This window comes from Chryseobacterium sp. R2ACT005 (genome assembly GCF_049949215.1).
Lineage (GTDB): Bacteria > Bacteroidota > Bacteroidia > Flavobacteriales > Weeksellaceae > Chryseobacterium.
Window position 1 is genome coordinate 870,405 of sequence record NZ_CP188192.1, and the last position, 16,385, is coordinate 886,789.

A 16,385-nucleotide genomic window follows, 5' to 3' on the forward strand; every position below is an offset into this window, starting at 1 on the left:
TGTGGTTAAAGTTTGTTAAGGGCCTTTCTTTCAAAGAAAAATGCAAATTTTCATCAGTTAAAAGATCAGTTCTATTATATAAAAAAGGCTGTTCTATATTGAACAGCCTTAGTTTATAGGACTTATTATCTCTATTTATTATTTTACCTGAAGCACGGATCGGCTGTGGCTAAAACTTTCAAAGCTGAATTTCCCATGATATTTTCCCATTCCTGAAGTTCCTACACCCCCAAAAGGTAAATAATGCGAACCCACATGGATAATTGTACTGTTGATCTCCGCATCTCCGCTTGTGGTATGATGCAAAACGGTATCTGCAAATTCCTGGTTTTCTGTAAAAACATATAATGCCAGTGGTTTGGGGCGGCTGTTTATTTCTTCCAGAGCCTCATTAATATCACTATATGTCATGATAGGAAGAATAGGGCCGAAGATCTCCTGCTGCATTACCTGATCATTCCAGGTGATATTATCCATTAAAGTAGCTTCAAAATGACGGGTTTCCAGATCATAGTTGCCCCCATAGATCACTTTTTCAGGAGCTGCTTCCAAATAACCGGCTAGATGTTTAATTTGATTTTGGCTCACAATTTTCCCGATTTTCCCTAATGACTGACCTTCATAAGTAGTATTTAAATGCGCTTTAAACTTTTCAATAAATGCACCCTTTATAGATTCATGGATGTAAATATAGTCCGGAGCAACACACGTTTGCCCACAGTTAATCCACTTTCCGTAAGATATTCTTGCTACCGCCTTATCAAGATCTGCATCTTTGTGAACAATCGTTGGCGATTTTCCCCCAAGTTCCAATGCCAGAGGTATTAATTGCTCTGCGGCTGCTTTCATCACAATTTTTCCAACATTCGGACTTCCGGTAAAGAAAATATAATCAAAAGGAAGGCTTAATAATAGAGTATTCTCTTCAATAGCTCCCTGAATGACTGCTACATAAGATTCATCGAAAGACTCTTTTACAATATTTTCAAGAACCTGGGCAACATGAGGTGTATTTTCAGAAGGTTTTAGAATCGCTGTATTTCCGGCTACCAAAGCTCCGATGAGCGGACTGAATGTAAGCTGAACCGGATAGTTGAAAGGGCCAATAATATAGGTAACACCATAAGGTTCATACATTACTTTGCTTATCCCTTCAGCTCCTGATGGATGTGGCTTTGAAGGGACGGGAGTTGGTTTTGCCCATTCATCAATATTCTCCAGAAAATAATCCAGCTCACTAATGACAATTTGAATTTCCACATACTCTGCTTCCTTTCTGCTTTTTCCCAGATCAATAGACAGGGCTTCACAAAGATCATCCGTATGCTGCAAAAAGATTTCACGGAATTTTCTTAATTGCGCTTTTCTGAATTCAATATCTTTAGTCTTATTGGTTTTGAAAAAGGCTTTCTGCTGTTGAAATATACCTTTGATTTTTTGTTCCAGGTTTGTATCCATTGGTGTATGATTTTTACTAGTTGAAAATGATGTGAAACCGTAATGAATTTACGAAAAATTTCACTTCGTAAATTTATTGCTTAAAATTAAATTGTGTAAAATTTAATTTTAAGTTTTATTCTAATCTTATTATTGATATTTCCTATAATAGGATAGGAGTGATCTCTTTTGAAATTTGTAATCTATAGTTTTATACATTTTAAGCAGACTTAATTTTATAAATTGAGATAAGATTTTTTATCTTTGAAACATGAATTGGGAGAACATCGCCGGACAGACGAATCTGAAAAAACTTCTTAGAGAAAGCATTGCCGAAAACAGAGTGAGCCATGCCCAACTTTTTGTAGGAAAAGAGGGATACGGAACTTTACCTATGGTTTTAGCCTATGCAAAAGAGATTCTAAATCGTGAGAATGAACATGCTGCAGCGAAAGTAGAACATCTCAATCACCTGGATCTGCATTTCAGCTTTCCTGTTTTTACGGATAATAGAAATTCTTTAAGTAAGAATAAATTTGATGAATTCAGAGAAATGATCATGGCTTCTCCTTATGCAAGCTATGATGACTGGACTGCTTTTTTAGAGTCGGAAAATAAGCAGCTGTTTATTTCCGCAGATGAAATTGATGACCAGAACCAGAAGTTTTCTTTGAAAAGTTTTGAAGGAGGAACTAAAATCCTTATCGTCTGGAGAGCTGATAAAATGAATATTGCCGCTTCCAACAAGTTTTTGAAATTTTTAGAAGAACCACCGGCTAAAACAATCATCCTTCTTACTGCGGAAAGTACCAATGATATTCTTCCTACCATCCTTTCCAGAACGCAGATTGTAGAAATCCCGAGAATACATGATGAAGATATTGAAAACCATCTCAAAAAGAACTTTTCTGTTTCAGAAGAAAAAGTGAAAGAGATTGTTCATGAAGCGCAGGGAGATCTTAATGATGCTGTAAAACTTTTGAATTCCGGAGAGAAAACCAATGAATTTGAAAAGCTCTTTGTACAGTGGGTGAGAGATGCCTTTATGGTGAAAAAAAAACCTGAGTATCTGAGAAGTATCATTCTTTGGGCAAGAGAAATAGCAGGATGGAACAGGGAAAAGCAGAAAAATTTCCTGAACTACTGTTCTGAAATCTTCAGACTGGCATTACTTCAGAATTATCAGTCCGAAAATCTGGTGTATAAAAAGATTAATGCGAACGGCTTTAACTGGGCAGGATTTTCAAAGTTTATCAGTGGAGCCAATATTGAGAGCATCTTAGATGAAATCAATACAGCTGATCTGCACCTTACCCGAAACGGAAATCCTAAAATTGTGTGGACCGATCTGGGTATAAAACTATCCAGATATATTCATAAAAGCACATAAATAAAACTCCGGTAGCAGCCGGAGTTTTTTGTTTCTGTTTTTCCTTTTTTTAATACATTTTACATTAACATTATGTTAAAGATTCACATTTTGCAGTGAAATTTCTCTAAATACTCCATTATTATTAAGCTTTCTGAAGTTGTTTTTGTCTGAAAACAGGCTTTCCGGCAGTTTCAGTGCCCATTATAGAAAACGTCTTTTCTTTACAATAAATTAAATCTATATTAAAAAATCAATCAATCGTTTGATTTGTGTTAAAACTTGTGTACATTTGCGCCCTGAAAAATGAACACTAACATGATTTCAAAAGAAGAAAATATATTATTCGCAGCCGAGAAGCTTTTTGCAGAAAAGGGATTCGAAGGAACTTCCACCCGTGAAATTGCAAAGGATGCTAATGTAAATATTTCTATGATTTCGTATTATTTTGGCTCTAAGGAAAAACTTTATGAGAAATTAGTAGAATACAGAATGAATGAAGGTCAGTTTTTTTCAAAAGACCTTTTGGGAAGAACCGATATCAACGAGTGGCAGAAGATTGAAAAAGTAATCGATCAGTTTTCTAACAAGATCCGTACTCAAAAATGCTTTTACAGGATTATGCAGAGAGAACAGCTGTATAGTAAGAATCCTCAGATTATAGAATTTTTGAAACAAACTAAAATGGGATTCCTTTCTATGTATTCACAAATATTGGAAAGCGGTCTTAAAAATGGAATTTTCACCAAAAATCCACCTATTTATCTCCTTCATTCCACTATAAGCGGAACCTTATTTTATGCATTCAATGCAAAAGAAATGTATAAAGAGTTTCTGAATGAAACAGAGGATGAGGAAACTTTTGATGCAAAATACTATACAGAACTTAATAAACATATTAAATACTTACTAAAAGACCTTTTAGGTTATGAAGAGAATAAATAACTCAGTGATTGCATTATCACTATTCGTAGGAATAGCAAATGCAAATGCTCAGGAGAAAAAAACACTTTCTCTTGACGAAGCTGTACAGTTGGGAATCCAGAACAGCAAGAATCTCAAGATCGATGCAGCCAAGATCGAAGAGGCTACAGCTGATCTTTTGGAAGCTAAAAACAGACAGTTACCGGAATTGAAAGTATCAGGCAGCTATATGTATCTTCCGATAAAACCGAATGTAGATATCAAACTTCCGGGTGTTTCAGGAGCAGGAGGTCCCGAAGTACATCAAGTACTTTACGGTTCAGCTAATCTTAGTGTTCCAATTTACAGCGGAGGAAGAATCAAGTATGGTATTCAGTCAGCGAAATATTTGGTAGAAGCTTCAAAATTAAGCACTGAGAACGACAAAATTGCGATTGCTTATAATGTTGCCCAGGCTTACAACAACTTATTTAAAGCCAATCAGTCTATTAAAGTTTTTGAAGAAAACCTTGCTGCTTCTCAAAAAAGAGATGAAACTTTCCTTAAAATGGAAAACAATGGTTTGATTGCGAGAAATGACAGATTAAAAGCAAACCTTCAGACTTCAAATATTGAACTTCAGCTATTGGAAGCTAAGAACAACTATAATATTGCCAACATCAATATGGATTTGTTGTTAGGAATTCCTGAAACTACAGAGTTAGTAGTAGATGAAAACTATATTGAAGAAGGTTCAGATGTGAAACCTGTTGATTTTTATGTAACTGAAGCCAGAGAAAACCGTAAGGACTTACAGGCTTTGGCACAACAGAGAAAAGCGGCAGAGTTGGGATCAAAAGCGGCAAAAGCTGAAAATCTTCCTTCTATTGCATTTACCGGAGGCTATGTAGCCGCAGATATTCCTAAGTTTCTTACTGTATACAATGCTATCAATGTAGGAATCGGGGTTTCTTATAACTTATCCAACTTATGGAAAGAAAATTCTTCATTAAGACAGTCGCAGGCGAGAGAAAAACAACTTGCCGCTACAGATGAGCTATTGAATGATAACATTAAGCTTGATGTCAACAGAGAGTATCAGAATACAGACTATTCAAAAAAGAGAATTGTTGTTTTCGAAAAATCTGCTGAGCAGGCAAATGAAAATTACAGAATTACAAAAAATAAATACGACAACGGTCTTGCAACCATGACAGAATTACTGGATGCAGATGCGGCTCAGATTGCAGCCAACGTTGGAGTGATCAATGCTAAAGCAGATGCTGCCTTAGCATACAGAAAACTATTACAGACAACAGGAACTTTAACAATTAAATAATCAGATCGAAACCAAAATGGAAAATAATAATACACAGGCAGCTGAACCTAAAAAGAAAAAAAGTTTAGTTTTTCCTATCATTTTAGCGGCAGTAGTAATCGGAGGAGGATTCTATGGTTACAGAGCCTTTACTTACGGACAGTATCATGAAGAAACTGACGATGCTCAGATTGCTTCCAATATGTCACCGGTAATTTCTAAAATCTCAGGATATGTAGCTCAGGTAAAAGTAAAAGACAACCAGTTTGTAAAGAAAGGAGATACGTTGGTGATTTTGGATAACAGAGATCAGAAAATGGCTCTTGAACAGGCTCAGGCAGCATTATCTACTGCTAAAAGCAATATTTCAAATGCAGAAGCTACTACAACAGCTACTTCTAAAAATATAGGTTCTTCAGAAGCGGCAGTAGTAACTGCTAATGCTCAGATAGAAGCGGCAAAAGTAAACGTTTGGAAAACTTCTCAGGATTTGAAGAGATATGCTAATCTTGTAAAAGATCATTCTATTACAGAACAGCAATATGAGCAGGCTTTAGCTGCAAAACAATCTGCAGACAGACAGTTACAGGTTTTAGTTGATCAGAGAAATCAAATTGCTCAGCAAACCCATATTGCTTCTTCTCAGACAGCCGCAAGTTCACAACAAATCAGTGTTGCCGGATCTGTTGCTAAGCAAAGAGAAGTAGATGTAGAAAATGCAAAATTGAATTTATCATATACCGTAATTCTTGCTCCTGAAGACGGACATGTAGGAAAAGTGTCTACACAGGCAGGTCAGTATCTGCAGGCAGGATCACAGTTGTTTGCTTTGGTTAAAAACGATCAGAAATGGGTTGTAGCCAACTTTAAAGAAACACAGGTAGATAAAATGGTAGAAGGACAGAAGGTGAAAATCGAGATTGATGCTTTCCCTGATCAAGAGTTTGAAGGAGTGGTAAGTTCATTCTCTCCGGCTACAGGAGCTACTTTCTCTATTCTTCCTCCGGATAATGCGAGTGGTAACTTCGTAAAAGTAGTTCAGAGACTTCCTATAAAAATCGATTTTGTAAATCTTGACAAGAATATTGCAAAAAGATTGAGAACAGGAATGAACGTGAAAGCAGAAGTTGCTTTGAAATAACATTTAAAATTGTTAAAAGTCAATGGACTTCGTTGTCAATAGTGAATCAGTTTTTGTAGTCAATTTAAAATAGACTGCTTTTATAATTCAGGATTCACTTGTGAAACAAAATTCGCCATTGATTTTTTACATCATAAAAACTTATGCAAGATTCATTAGTAGAATATGGAGCGCGTAGAGTGATCATTACGATTACTGCTATCCTTTGTGCCCTTCTTGAAATTGTAGACTCCACGATTGTCAATGTTGCCTTGAATGAAATGAAGGGGAATCTTGGATCTACACTTTCTGAAGTGGGATGGGTAATTACGGCTTATGCCATTGGTAACGTAATTATAGTACCAATGACGAGCTGGCTTTCCCAGCAGTTTGGACGTAGGAATTACTTTGCGGCATCCATCATTATATTTACCATATTTTCATTTTTATGTGGAAATGCGACCAATATCTGGGAACTCGTGTTCTTCAGATTGATGCAGGGAATCGGTGGGGGAGCCTTATTGGTAACTTCACAGACGATTATTACGGAATCTTATCCGATTGAAAAAAGAAGTATGGCCCAGGCTATTTATGGTCTGGGAGTAATCATTGGTCCTACATTAGGTCCGCCTCTTGGAGGATATATCGTTGACAACTTCAGCTGGCCATATATTTTCTATATTAATATTCCTATTGGAATTGCCGCAACCTTGATGACGCTGCAGTTTGTAAGAAGTCCGAAATATGCCGAAAAACGTAAGGTCTCGGATGTAGACTGGATTGGAATTGGTTTACTGGCGGTAACGGTAGGTTCATTACAGTTCATTCTGGAAAGAGGACATGAAGAAGACTGGTTTGAAAGCGGAATGATCGTAGCCTTCACAGCAGCAGCAATTTTAGGATTTATATTATTCCTCTGGAGGGAACTTACCTTTAAATATCCAATTGTTGAGCTCAGGGTGCTTAAAAACAGCAATTTAAGAATCGGAACCATGATGTCATTCGTGCTTGGATTTGGGCTTTATGGTTCCACATTCATCGTTCCACTGTATACCCAGAGTATTTTAGGGTGGACGGCACTTCAGTCAGGAGCTTTGATGATTCCTGCAGCTTTAACGACGGCCTTCATGATGCCAATCATTGGTAGATTGCTGGCGAAAGGAGCAAAACAGCAGATCCTGGTTTCTTTAGGATTGTTCATCTTCTTTGTCTATAGTTTCTGGGGATATAAAATTCTGACACCGGACACCAGTAAAGATGCCTTTTTCTGGATGCTGATTGTAAGAGGAGCAGGATTAGGACTACTGTTTATTCCAATCACCTCTTTGTCCTTAAGTACATTGAAAGGGCAGGAGATTGGTCAGGGAGCAGCCTTTACCGGGATGATGAGACAGCTAGGAGGATCTTTCGGGATTGCAGCAATTACAACTTTTATTGCCAATGCAGGCCAGAAGTACAGGAATAACCTGATTTCCCACCTTGACGAAAACAGTTTTGAGGTCCAGCAAAGACTCGCAGCATTGAAGGCAAGTTTTGTAGCGAAAGGAATGACCCCGGACGCCGCGATGAATGCGGCTTATAAAATGCTCGACATGTCAGTAACCAAGCAGGCAACGGTATTGTCTTACATGGATATATTTCTTTACCTCGGAATTGTATTCCTGATATGTATTCCGTTTATCTTACTCGTAAAAGAAAGAAAGAGCAAAGAAAAAATAGATTTGAGTGAAGCCATGCACTAAATTTTAATTAAAAACCTTCGATATTTTCGAAGGTTTTTTTTGTTCATTTCTGTCATAAAAAAATATCAGACAATAACTTTTAGTTTTAATTCTGTTAAATAAAAAATAATATCACTTATTGGAGAGTTTAATTATTTTTTCTAGCTTTACAAGAACAAATGAAAAAATATGAATAGATTCCCTAATCCCTCAAACACTCTTCAAAAAGGTGTTTTCCCAATAAAGTACCGGATTTTTATCTGAATATCAGTTTTATATCAATTGATTGAGTACTATCATCCACTTTGTTTTTATATTCAATAAAGATAATATCCTTATTTCTGAAAGCTTTATTAAATATTGTCTTTCGTTTTAATAATTAACTAAACCATGATCTCAACATACTTACAAAATATTAAATATGAATCAAATACAACTGCCGGAAACCTATCTGGCATTATCAGACTTCAGAAAGCATGATGTCTATCTTCCTGAAATGAATCAGGCTCAGATTATTTCAGATTTTTTTCCCGGAACCTTTACAGAACTTACCCAGCGCCTGTCTGATATTACAGGAGCTTTTTATGGTGGAATGCTTAAGCAGATTGGCAGACTTTATGGAGCCGAAGCTATTGAACAGCTTTCCAGTACCTTCATGTATGATCTCGGATCCAGAATGACACTGAGAAATCTTGAAACAAAACCTAATCTGCAGCCCGGTATTCCGGCCGCAGCCAAAATACTGATAGGAGCAATTTTTACATCCAGTCCCGAATATAATTTTGAATTTAAAGAATTAAATGACCACCAATGTGAACTGCTGATCAAAGGAGTAGACCGTTACCATAAAATAACGCAGAGCCTGCAAATCGCCGGCCTGTTGAAATGGCCGGTCATAAAACCATTTTTACAGTGAGTTTGCGATACCCTGGGGCTGGATGTTTTACTTGAAATAAAAGTGCTGAAACTTGACCCGGACAGTTCATGCAGTTATCATATAATGGTCTCAGAGAAATAAGATTCTTCAAAAGCATTTTGAAGATTTCGCAGATCTTATTGTAATCAATTTTATCTCAAAATATTAATAAAAGCGGACGAAAGTCCGCTTTTACCATTATAAATTAAGGATCGGCTTTAGCGAGAACATAAAACCCGCACCCCGAATCTTGAAATTTAATCTACTTCATCCTCTCTATCCACTCAATTCCGCTCACATCAATCAGTTTCAGCGCATGAATTTCACTTTTCTGAAGAATATCATCAATATCCAAAGTTACATCAGCCTTTGCTCCCAAGGGAATTACCAAGCTGTGCTTTCCGGGTTTTACTTTGGTGACATAATGATTCTGTATATTTTCTTTAGACAATTCAGAAAGTTCTTGATGATCCAGTGCTTTTAAAATATTTCCATTTTTGTCCAGAATATGGATGCCTATCAGGAAAGAGCCATAAACGTCGGCCCCTTCCGTCCTGTACACTTCAAATTTTAAATCCGAATTAGTATGGGAAATATTTGAAATTTCCAGTTTCGGTTTTACCGATTTATTATGCAGGGCTCCCCATACACCTCCATGGAAATACTGATTGGTAAAAAGAGTCAGCCCGAATATGATAAGCGAACCTGCCAGTACAAGAACTTTTGGTTGTGAGACAGGAAAATTTCCTGAGCCAAGCCACTGAAACCACCTTTTTTGAGTGAAGATTTTGTTATTCTTCATGAAATAGTAATCCAGTGAATAAGGACCGCTTCCGGTAAGAAACAGAACAAATCCGCCAGCAACTCCTAAAACTCCTATCTGCCATTCATCAAGACAGGTTGTTCCCAGCCAGCCGGAACCCAATAGAATCCCAAGGGCAAGACTGAAGATGCCGATGCTCATCAGCCGTGTAAATAACCCGAGAATAATGAATAATCCCACAATAGCTTCAATAATAGTGAAAATCATCATGGATCGCTGTAAGGCATCAGGATGGGTGACCAGATATTCAATAATAGGTTTTATACCGAGTGCATTCGGTAAAAAGTGATTGAATTTTTCCCCGATATATCCCTGTTCATCAGGAATAAGCTTGTTTTCAAGGATAAGTCTGCGCCAGAAGGCTGAAAAGTAAGTCCATCCGATCACCATGCGGAGGGATAAAGCATATAATCCGGCCATGTCCGAAGACTGGCTGTTTAGAGTATGTTTCATTGAAATTAATATTGTATTGTAAAAAACTGATTTTTAATTAGGTTAAAAAAGTTTAAACCAGATTAAGCTTCAGTCTTTTAAACAGAATATATTTCGGCGGGCTGTTTCCTGTAGAATGCCCTGAGTATTCATTGAAAAAAATCTTCTCTTCAGCAGAAACCTCTGCAGAAGAATAAAAATTGGAAAAAGAATCTTTGTATTGGCCCTGAATGTTGGCTTTTGATACTGAAACTCCTGCTGAAGCGGATGCAGCGTCACAACTGGAAGAAAGAGATGAAGTTATCTTTACCTTATTCAGCCCGCTGATATACTGAATATCAAAAATATCAAGAACATTTCTTTTTACAGAACACGGTGATAATGAAAACACCAATACAAGCATCGTAATGACAGCTTTATAGGTTTTCATATGGAGTCCTGAATGGGGCATGGTTACAAAACTACACATTATTTCAATGTAAGCTTCATAAATTGCAAAAAATCCTCCTGCTGGTCTACAAATAAATAATGGGAACAGTTGTCGATAAGTCTGAAATTTTTCACCCCAACGATATTTTTAAGATCATTCAGCTGTTTTTCTGAAAATATTCCGTCATCCTTGCCATACACTGCAAAAATGGGAATTCCTTTTTTTCGGATGTCTTTTAGAACGGGAGTATTATCCAGATTGTTCAGAGTTTCATTTTTATAGAATTTAAGGGGTGAATCAGGATTTCTTATATTGTTTTTATAAAACTCACCTGCCTTGTATTCGTTTCTCAGCATTTCACTTTTGGGAGTAGGATTGGGCATATCGAAGAAACTCAGCTTACCGGCCATTTCATAACATCTTTTTCTATAGGCCGCAGAATTTTTATTCAGATTTTCTATTTCCGAAATCTCTTTGAGCTGTACAGAATCATTTTTAAAATGTTCTTTTGCCTGTTTTAAAATATGATCATAAGTTTCCTGCTGGGTAAATAAAGCTCCGGCAAGAGTCAGAGAATTTACTTTTTCAGGAAATTGTGAAGTGAATAGAGTCCCGATAATTCCACCGAAACTGTGAGCAAGAATATTTGCTTTTTTAATATGATAAGCTGTGTAAATTCCTTTTAAATCTTCAAAACTTTCTTTAAAAGTCATAGTGGCATTTTCATCTTTTGAACGGCCTTCACCGCGTCTGTCATAGACAATGACATAAAATCCTTTATCAGCAAGTTTTTGAGCTGTAGTTCCTTCAAATAAAGTGGCATTTCCGCTCGGTCCTCCATGAATAAAAATAACAGGAATGTTTTTTGGATTTCCATAGGCTTTAGAATATAGATTCTGTGCATTTAAAAAAATAGAACATACAATAAAGATAATAGAAAACAGTGATTTCATGATAGCGTTTTAGGATCCTCTAAACTACTGAATATTCTGTGAGCAGGATAAAATAAATGGAATTATCATTAAATTTAAAAAATAAAAATCACTACTGACGGACAGTTGTCACAAATCTGATTTATTTTTACAACATTATTTAGAATTTAAACAGAATATTGTAATGAGTTATTGTTTAGCAATAGAAGGTATGCAGCCCGAAAGCAGAAAAGAACTGCACAAAAATTATCATGACCACTATTATGGATTTCCAATTCATGATGATAATGAATTGTTTGGAAGGCTGATTCTGGAAATCAATCAGGCAGGCTTAAGCTGGGAAACCGTTCTGAAAAAAGAAGACAGTTTCAGAAAAGCCTATGATCATTTTAATATTCAGAAAATAGCAGCGTATACAGAAGAAGACCGCGAAAGACTGTTGAATGATCCGGGAATTATCAGAAATAAATTAAAGGTAAATGCTGCGATTGAAAATGCCAGAACGATTTTAGAGCTTCAGAAAGAATTCGGGTCATTTGAAAAATGGCTGGAACATCATCATCCTAAAACATTGCAGGAATGGATGAAGTTATTCAAAAAAACATTCAAATTCACAGGTGGAGAGATTGTCAACGAATTTCTCATGAGTACTGGATATCTGAAAGGAGCCCATCATGAAACCTGTCCGATACATTCAAAGGTTTTGGCTCAAAAACCTTTGTGGAAGAGAAGTTTGGATCAATAATAGACATAGATTCCTACGGAATGACAAATAGAAGTATTTAACTTTAAACACACACCTTGTCATTCTGTAGGAATCTCAATCATTCTTTGTAGCTTCATTCACTACTTTTTTATGTTCATTTCCCCATTTTTCAAACTCGAGGATAATGGGTTTCAGCTTGTACCCGATTTCTGTAATCTCATATTCTACCCTTGGAGGAACTTCGGCAAATACTGTTCTGGTAATGATTTTGTCCTCTTCCAGCCTGCGAAGCTGAAGAGTAAGCATACGCTCTGTAATATTCTGAAGCTTTTTTCTCAGTTCTCCGAATCTCATTTTTCCATTGATCAGATAACAGCAGATAGCCAATGCCCATTGTCCCCCGATAATGTTGGAAGCATAGATTTCCGGACATTCATCAGCAAGCGCTTTTTTATTGGCAAAATTCGTTGAAGTTTCCTTTATTTTAGTCATTACTTACATTTTTTATAGTACCATACAATGGGTGGCTAATGTACAAAATGTAAGTTACGTATCGTAATTTTGTAATAGAAATTTAAACATAATGAAGACTTTAGTAATTGTTACCCATCCTGATATTGAAAAATCTGTGATCAATAAAAAATGGACTGACGAATTAAAAAAATATCCTGAAAAATATACGGTTCATCAATTATACGAAGCTTATCCTGATGGCAAAATCGATGTAACTCAGGAGCAGAAGTTGATGGAGTCTTATGACAAAATTGTATTTCAGTTTCCTTTTTACTGGTTCAGCAGCCCGCCGCTTTTAAAGCAATGGTTGGATGAGGTGGTTTTATATGGTTGGGCGTATGGAAGCAACAGTGGTTTCAAGCTTGCAGGAAAGAAAATGTCACTGGCCGTTACTGCTGGAATTGATGAAGAAGGATACAGTACATCCGGAGAGTATAAATATACCATGAAGGAGCTTTTCAGGCCTTATGAACTGACGTTTGATTATATAAAAGCAGATTATAAAGAACCTTTTGTTTATTACGGCATTGAAAGAGATTCTTCCGATGAATGGATCAACAGAAGTGTTCCGATGTATCTGGAGTTTTTGGATGCTTTATAACAGAGTAAAAGTAAAGTTGGACTTTAATTAAATGAGTTCAACTTACTTTTCTATGTATTCAAAAGGTTCTACATTCCAGTTCTGAATATATTTCTTTATTGTATTGCTATCAATATTAAAAGGGACATCTTGATATTTCCAGCCTTTTGCGGGAATTTTTAAATCTATAAGATAATTCTCAATAGAATAAATGTCAAGAACTTTTGCATTTTTAGGTTTGATAGAATCAAAAATGATGAGAAATTTATCTCCTTTTTTGTAAGAACAATTTGTTGTTTTATAATATATTTTATTACTAACCTGATAGCTATAATCTGTTCCTACACCATTGTTATTCTTTGGATGCCAATCCGTAATAGCCTCTCCAATTGTATATTTAGGACTTTTGAGCATTTTTTTTACCCATAAATTCTCGTCTACCATGCAGAATATGATCAATCCTAAAGTGAGTACCAAAAGAATAATATGAAATTTTCCAGAGATAAATTTTTTCATGTTCAACTCATATATTTTTCATTGAACTTTTGCAGATCTACTGCCTGTTCCTGAAAATATTCTTTAAATTTATCTGAAAGATTTTTTTCTTTAAACTTTACTATAGTATACCCGCTATCAAAAGCAATAATCTCTAAAATACTTTCCTGAATTAAAAAATGATTAGATTCCCAAACGATGGAATCTTCAGCAGATAATTTAGAGATTAATGAAGCATCTGGTTCAATACTGTTTGAAACAGCCGATATTATTCCCCAAATCATCTGAGTATTGCTTTGACAGAGCTTTTCAAATTCCGGATTATCCAAAACAAAAAAATCTTCATCAAAATTAATAGGAAGTGGTTGTTCAGATATAAAATCCAGATCAGTTAAGATCCAGTGATAAATAGTCAGATCATCCCATATAGGCTTTAAAACTTCCTGAAGATTGGTATGGAATTTTACTTTCTTTGTACTTCTGATAATCCAGTTCATCTATTCTCTATTTAAAATCCTGTTGATTCTTTTCTCTGCTTCTTCCTTTGTAATTCCATTATAGAAATCATGTACAAAAGGATGTTCATAGCTTTGGTGAGGATAAACAAATGGCCTGCCGATAGAATTATTTACCACAACTGTTGTAGGAACACTTTCCTCAAACTCATAATCCGGAAGATAGGTAGAAAGCCATCCAAAATATTCAGCTTCAAATTTCTTATTATCGTAATTCTCAACATATTCATTATAGCTCTTCTCACTCAATGAAACCCATATTCCGTAATCCAGATCTCTGCAGTCATCCGCGACTTCCTGTACAAGAACTGTGCGGATAAATCGGTGCGTATTTTCTGAGTCTTCAACAACACACAGGTCTGAACTGAGTTCAGCATTCTTTAATTCTTCTTCGGATAAGCAGGAATAAAAATAAGGGTATGAATAGGCTATTGCCGGCCAGTCTTCTTTTTCTTCCCCGCAGCATTGGCAGATGTATTTCATGATTAAATTTGCTTTTCGGCTAAAATACCTAAAAATCCTTATCCCACCGTCGGCGTATCCTCTTCTTTCAGTATTTTCTTCTCTTTCATGGTGAGCATCATGCGTTCATATTTATACTTTTCCCAATCAAATGTGTTAAGAAAATCAAGGGCTGCCTGGAAACCTCTGTTGAAAAGTTCTTCCTTTTCCTCTTTTTTCATAAAGAAATTCAGCCAGCTGCTGGTACCGCAGTTCACACTCTGTATACTGTATAAACGGTAAAAAGTATGTTTGGTAAGGAAAGTTTTGTCATTAAAACCTTTCAACGTACTGATGATATTTCCGGCATAGCTGAAGGGTGTTTTCATGATTTCTGCACTGGTTTTCCCTCTTTGCGAAAGAATAGCAGAATCACTAGTCAGCTGTACTCCGAAAAGAGGCATTCTTGGATAAAAAACTTCATCGGCATGAAACAGGTCAATAGGAAAGTTGGAAATACTGCCTCCATCAATGAAAACCCCGGCAGGGTTGATATCTTCCGGTTTGGTATTCATCCAATATCTCCAGGCGTATTTTACAGAGCTGTCATCTTTATTGATCTGTTTCTGAAAAGGTTCAAAGAAAAAAGGAACAGCCATAGATGCTCTTACAAATTCCGCTGGGCTGATGTGCTTCAGTTCCTCTTCGGACCAATAGAGATTGGCCATTGTAGGAAGTTCCACTTTAATTTTAGCATTGATATCGGTGGTAATGACCACATATTCAGATTTGAGAAGGTAAAACGGATTGTTTTTATAATAATCATTATTGAGGGCACTTTCATAGAAAATTCGATATCGGGTCTGATCAATATGTTCCTTATTTTTTATTTTAATCTTTTCGATATTCTGCAGAGTCATTGTATAATATTCCTGACCGTTTCCATACCGGTAGTTGAGGTTAAGATCCCGTTCTTTCTGAATAAATTTTTCGTTGAGGTGGGCCACCGTTTTGATTCCAAATTGATCCAGAGCATTTTGCATGGTATTCTGAAAAACATTTCCGGGGTTGAGGCCGCTGTTCTCTTTTCTAAAATTATTATACAGTTTTTGAATGCAGAAAAAGAGAATGACAGCCGGAATCAGAGGAATCAAAAACATCAGTTTGGCATTCAGTATAGTAGCTGAAGAAACCAAAAAAGGAATACTGATCAGGATAATGAACAGGATCGCAGCAATAATGGCATTGATCTTAAAAAAATCCTTATTGTTAAGCATTGCATGCAGCGTCGTTTTTACATAAGTTTTTCCATCCATAAAATCGGAAAAATCCCAGCTGAAAAGGATATCTTTAATAAGCTCACTTTTGGGCTCTTCTTTGGTTTTACAGGCCGCAATGAGCATCGTATTAATGGCTCCGGCACTCGTTCCGGCTACTTTCAGAAAACGGATACCAAATATTTCCAGCCCGTAAAGATAGCCTACCAGTGCACTTCCCCAGACACCACCACCTTCCTGCACAAACTCTATATACTGATTCCCAGACTGATCCAGGAGATCAGAGAATTCTTTGGCAGATATATTCTCATGCAAAGCAGCCAGTTTATCTTTGGAGGCCTGCGAAAGAGAAGAATCTTCCATGATTTTGTTGAGGTTTTCCGAGGTCATGGTATTTTGTCTTGATGGTGTTTGGGTTAAAGGCAAAAAGCAATCAACCGGTTTATATTTTTATCGA

17 protein-coding genes are annotated in these 16,385 nt (G+C 36.3%); 8 read left to right on the forward strand and 9 right to left on the reverse strand.

The features are described 5' to 3' along the window. Positions 1 to 138: 138 nt before the first annotated feature. Positions 139 to 1,458, reverse strand: a complete 1,320-nt coding sequence (gene mdlD, locus ACPF63_RS04070; RefSeq protein WP_426482065.1) for an NAD(P)-dependent benzaldehyde dehydrogenase MdlD — start codon at positions 1,456 to 1,458, stop codon at positions 139 to 141. A 250-nt stretch (positions 1,459 to 1,708) separates the two neighbouring features. On the opposite strand from mdlD, the gene ACPF63_RS04075 reads away from it, so the two are divergent. The 6 genes from ACPF63_RS04075 to ACPF63_RS04100 all read left to right on the forward strand — a co-directional run bounded on the left by ACPF63_RS04075 (position 1,709) and on the right by ACPF63_RS04100 (position 8,784). Beyond that, positions 1,709 to 2,827: an ATP-binding protein gene (locus ACPF63_RS04075; protein ID WP_426482066.1), complete on the forward strand. Its 1,119-nt coding sequence runs from the start codon at positions 1,709 to 1,711 to the stop codon at positions 2,825 to 2,827. A 285-nt stretch (positions 2,828 to 3,112) separates the two neighbouring features. Further along, positions 3,113 to 3,751: a TetR/AcrR family transcriptional regulator gene (locus ACPF63_RS04080; protein ID WP_180564221.1), complete on the forward strand. Its 639-nt coding sequence runs from the start codon at positions 3,113 to 3,115 to the stop codon at positions 3,749 to 3,751. Next, a complete protein-coding gene (locus tag ACPF63_RS04085; RefSeq protein ID WP_180564220.1) occupies positions 3,735 to 5,048 on the forward strand; it encodes a TolC family protein in 1,314 nt (437 codons plus the stop codon). The genes ACPF63_RS04080 and ACPF63_RS04085 overlap by 17 nt, the downstream gene beginning before the upstream one ends. A 16-nt stretch (positions 5,049 to 5,064) precedes the next feature. After that, positions 5,065 to 6,168, forward strand: a complete 1,104-nt coding sequence (locus ACPF63_RS04090) for an HlyD family secretion protein (RefSeq protein ID WP_077418458.1) — start codon at positions 5,065 to 5,067, stop codon at positions 6,166 to 6,168. A gap of 143 nt (positions 6,169 to 6,311) precedes the next feature. Further along, positions 6,312 to 7,889 carry a DHA2 family efflux MFS transporter permease subunit gene (locus ACPF63_RS04095; RefSeq protein WP_426482067.1) on the forward strand — a complete coding sequence of 526 codons (1,578 nt, stop codon included), beginning with the start codon at positions 6,312 to 6,314 and terminating at the stop codon, positions 7,887 to 7,889. Between the two features lie 400 nt (positions 7,890 to 8,289). Then, positions 8,290 to 8,784 (forward strand): hypothetical protein, encoded by a 495-nt coding sequence (locus ACPF63_RS04100; RefSeq protein WP_426482068.1) that lies wholly within the window; start codon positions 8,290 to 8,292, stop codon positions 8,782 to 8,784. Positions 8,785 to 9,046: 262 nt separating this feature from the next. Here ACPF63_RS04100 and ACPF63_RS04105 read toward each other — a convergent pair whose 3' ends face one another. Genes ACPF63_RS04105 through ACPF63_RS04115 form a run of 3 tightly spaced genes read right to left on the reverse strand, consistent with a single transcriptional unit; the run spans position 9,047 to position 11,422 of the window. After that, positions 9,047 to 10,060, reverse strand: a complete 1,014-nt coding sequence (locus tag ACPF63_RS04105; protein WP_426482069.1) for a TQO small subunit DoxD — start codon at positions 10,058 to 10,060, stop codon at positions 9,047 to 9,049. A gap of 52 nt (positions 10,061 to 10,112) precedes the next feature. Further along, positions 10,113 to 10,508: a hypothetical protein gene (locus tag ACPF63_RS04110; RefSeq protein ID WP_426482070.1), complete on the reverse strand. Its 396-nt coding sequence runs from the start codon at positions 10,506 to 10,508 to the stop codon at positions 10,113 to 10,115. Next, complete coding sequence (locus ACPF63_RS04115; RefSeq protein ID WP_426482071.1) at positions 10,508 to 11,422, reverse strand: alpha/beta hydrolase; 915 nt, start codon at positions 11,420 to 11,422, stop codon at positions 10,508 to 10,510. Before ACPF63_RS04115 ends, ACPF63_RS04110 begins: the two co-directional genes overlap by 1 nt. A 163-nt stretch (positions 11,423 to 11,585) precedes the next feature. On the opposite strand from ACPF63_RS04115, the gene ACPF63_RS04120 reads away from it, so the two are divergent. Next, entirely contained in the window at positions 11,586 to 12,146 is a 561-nt protein-coding gene (locus tag ACPF63_RS04120) for a DNA-3-methyladenine glycosylase I (protein ID WP_426482072.1), read from the forward strand. Between the two features lie 75 nt (positions 12,147 to 12,221). Here the strand turns inward: ACPF63_RS04120 and ACPF63_RS04125 are convergent, their stop codons facing one another. After that, a complete protein-coding gene (locus tag ACPF63_RS04125; protein ID WP_426482073.1) occupies positions 12,222 to 12,599 on the reverse strand; it encodes a winged helix-turn-helix transcriptional regulator in 378 nt (125 codons plus the stop codon). A gap of 91 nt (positions 12,600 to 12,690) precedes the next feature. Here ACPF63_RS04125 and ACPF63_RS04130 point away from each other — a divergent pair, with 91 nt between their 5' ends. Then, positions 12,691 to 13,221: an NAD(P)H-dependent oxidoreductase gene (locus ACPF63_RS04130; protein ID WP_426482074.1), complete on the forward strand. Its 531-nt coding sequence runs from the start codon at positions 12,691 to 12,693 to the stop codon at positions 13,219 to 13,221. A 42-nt stretch (positions 13,222 to 13,263) separates the two neighbouring features. Here ACPF63_RS04130 and ACPF63_RS04135 read toward each other — a convergent pair whose 3' ends face one another. Genes ACPF63_RS04135 through ACPF63_RS04150 form a run of 4 tightly spaced genes read right to left on the reverse strand, consistent with a single transcriptional unit; the run spans position 13,264 to position 16,318 of the window. Continuing rightward, positions 13,264 to 13,716, reverse strand: coding sequence for a hypothetical protein (locus tag ACPF63_RS04135; RefSeq protein WP_426482075.1), 453 nt, complete (start codon positions 13,714 to 13,716; stop codon positions 13,264 to 13,266). Between the two features lie 2 nt (positions 13,717 to 13,718). Then, positions 13,719 to 14,192, reverse strand: coding sequence for a hypothetical protein (locus ACPF63_RS04140; RefSeq protein WP_426482076.1), 474 nt, complete (start codon positions 14,190 to 14,192; stop codon positions 13,719 to 13,721). Continuing rightward, positions 14,193 to 14,693: a DUF2199 domain-containing protein gene (locus ACPF63_RS04145; RefSeq protein ID WP_426482077.1), complete on the reverse strand. Its 501-nt coding sequence runs from the start codon at positions 14,691 to 14,693 to the stop codon at positions 14,193 to 14,195. A 38-nt stretch (positions 14,694 to 14,731) separates the two neighbouring features. Then, positions 14,732 to 16,318 carry a patatin-like phospholipase family protein gene (locus ACPF63_RS04150; protein WP_426482078.1) on the reverse strand — a complete coding sequence of 529 codons (1,587 nt, stop codon included), beginning with the start codon at positions 16,316 to 16,318 and terminating at the stop codon, positions 14,732 to 14,734. Between the last annotated feature and the right edge of the window lie 67 nt (positions 16,319 to 16,385).